This is a genomic window from Variovorax sp. 01T439_2, assembly GCF_056398445.1.
Genome location: NZ_JBFTPJ010001322.1, coordinates 1 through 1,705, shown reverse-complemented (window position 1 = coordinate 1,705; position 1,705 = coordinate 1). Strand labels below are relative to the sequence as shown.

Here is a 1,705-nt window from a genome sequence, read left to right as displayed (position 1 = left end):
GGTCTTGGCCGTGCGATACCCCTCRGGCTTGCGGATCGGCGCCCCCATGWAGAAGTCRTAGCTGAGCTTGCTCCACTGCCCCCGCACCCCGASGACCGCGCCMGCSAGGCTGCGGCCCAGCAGGTCCGCGGTSGAGCGCCCGCCGAYATGCCCGTAGTCGGCACCGACATACAGTTCCGCCCCGCTCTGRCCCATGGCCCAGCCGATGTCGTTGCGGATCAGCCAGCCGCGCTCGCCCATCAGACTGGTCTCGCCATCGAAGCCGCGCACCGTGTAGCGCCCGCCGATGGCGAAGCGGTCCTGCGGCAGCAGCGGCGTGCGGTTCCACTGCGCGCGCACCAGGCCCGAGTAGCGCAGCTTCTCTTCGCCCAGCTTGAATGGCGCGTTCAGGCTCACCTCGGCCGTGTAGAGCTTCAGGCGTGACGTGCCTTCCAGGAACGGGCTGGCGCCATTGCCGAATGCAATCTCTTCTGCTGCGGGCCTGGCGCCAAAGCCACCGGTGCCACGCTTGTAGGCCAGCGTGCCGTCGAGCGTGGCCTCGCCGATGAACTCCCGATGGTTCAGGCTGAATTCCCAGCCACCGACCACGCGATCGCTTTGGTGGTACTGGCTGTTCGAAGCGGTCAAGCCCAGCATCCAGTACCCGTACGGCAGCGAATAGTGCACCGTCTGGCCTTCGGTGCCGTAGCTCGGCTCCGAGAGGAAATGGTTGTTGATACTGTGGTTGGCGCTCAGGTAGAACAGGTCGTTCAGACCGAACGGGTTGTCCAGCGACAGCGTGGCCCCCGCCTGGTAGCGGCCGGTGGCCTCGGTGCCGCTGTCGTCCAGGCTCAGGGTGAGGCGCCACTTTTTGGCCTGCACGTACTTGACCACCAGGTCGCTGTCGCCCGGCTTGGCATCGGGTGCGGTGGAGGGCTCGATCTGGATGTCGGCCTCGGCCGTGGGGGCGCGCTTGAGGTTCTCCAGCCCTTGCTCGATGTCGCGCAGGTTCAGCAGGTCGCCCGGGCGGGCGGGAATGGCCGCGCCCAGCAAAGCGGAACTGCCCAGCAGCGTCGAGGAAGAATCCGGCGTGGTCCGGATGGCCGCGATGCGCCCGGGCACCAGGGACAAGGTCAAGGTGCCGGTGGACAGGTCCTGCGGCGCAGCGAGCACGCGCGTGGTGACAAAGCCGCGGGCGATGGCCGCCTGCTGGGCGCGGGCCAGGACCACGTTCACGCCGGCCGTGCCCAGGCACCGGCCGAGAGGCGAATCGTTGCCTTCAGGACCCGAAAGGTCAGAAACAGCCCACTGGAATGATGCGGACTGCTCGCCGACCAGCAGCACGCGGTCGATGCGAAAGCACGGGGCTTCGGATTCAGGGATGCGCTGAGTAGGCGCGGGCGGCGCGGCTCGCAGCCGCTGGTCGACCGTGCGCTCGTTCTGCTCGCGCAGCGCGCGTTCGCGTTCCTGCTGACGTTGCTGCTCGACGAAGGGTTGCGGGGTGCTGGAGACCTGGGCTTGAGCCAACAAGGGGCCGCCCAGCAGCATACCAGCCAATATGGTACGTAAGTTCGTTTTCAACTTCTCTCCCTCTATCGCTTTATTCGAACTGTTGCACATCTGAATTTCATCTGCTGTCCGGTCTTGGATCCACAATGATTCAGGCGCACTCGGTGGGCTATTTTTTTATCAATGCGCTTATGCACACGTCCGCACAACGTCGAGA

Annotated in this window: 1 protein-coding gene; it reads right to left on the bottom strand. The window is 65.6% G+C overall.

Annotated elements, in window-relative coordinates; all coding sequences use genetic code 11:
- Nucleotides 1-1,527, bottom strand: a 1,527-nt coding sequence (locus tag AC1DOC_RS34635; protein ID WP_478131708.1) for a ShlB/FhaC/HecB family hemolysin secretion/activation protein, incomplete at its 3' end; no start/stop codon positions are given.
- Nucleotides 1,528-1,705: the final 178 nt, after the last annotated feature.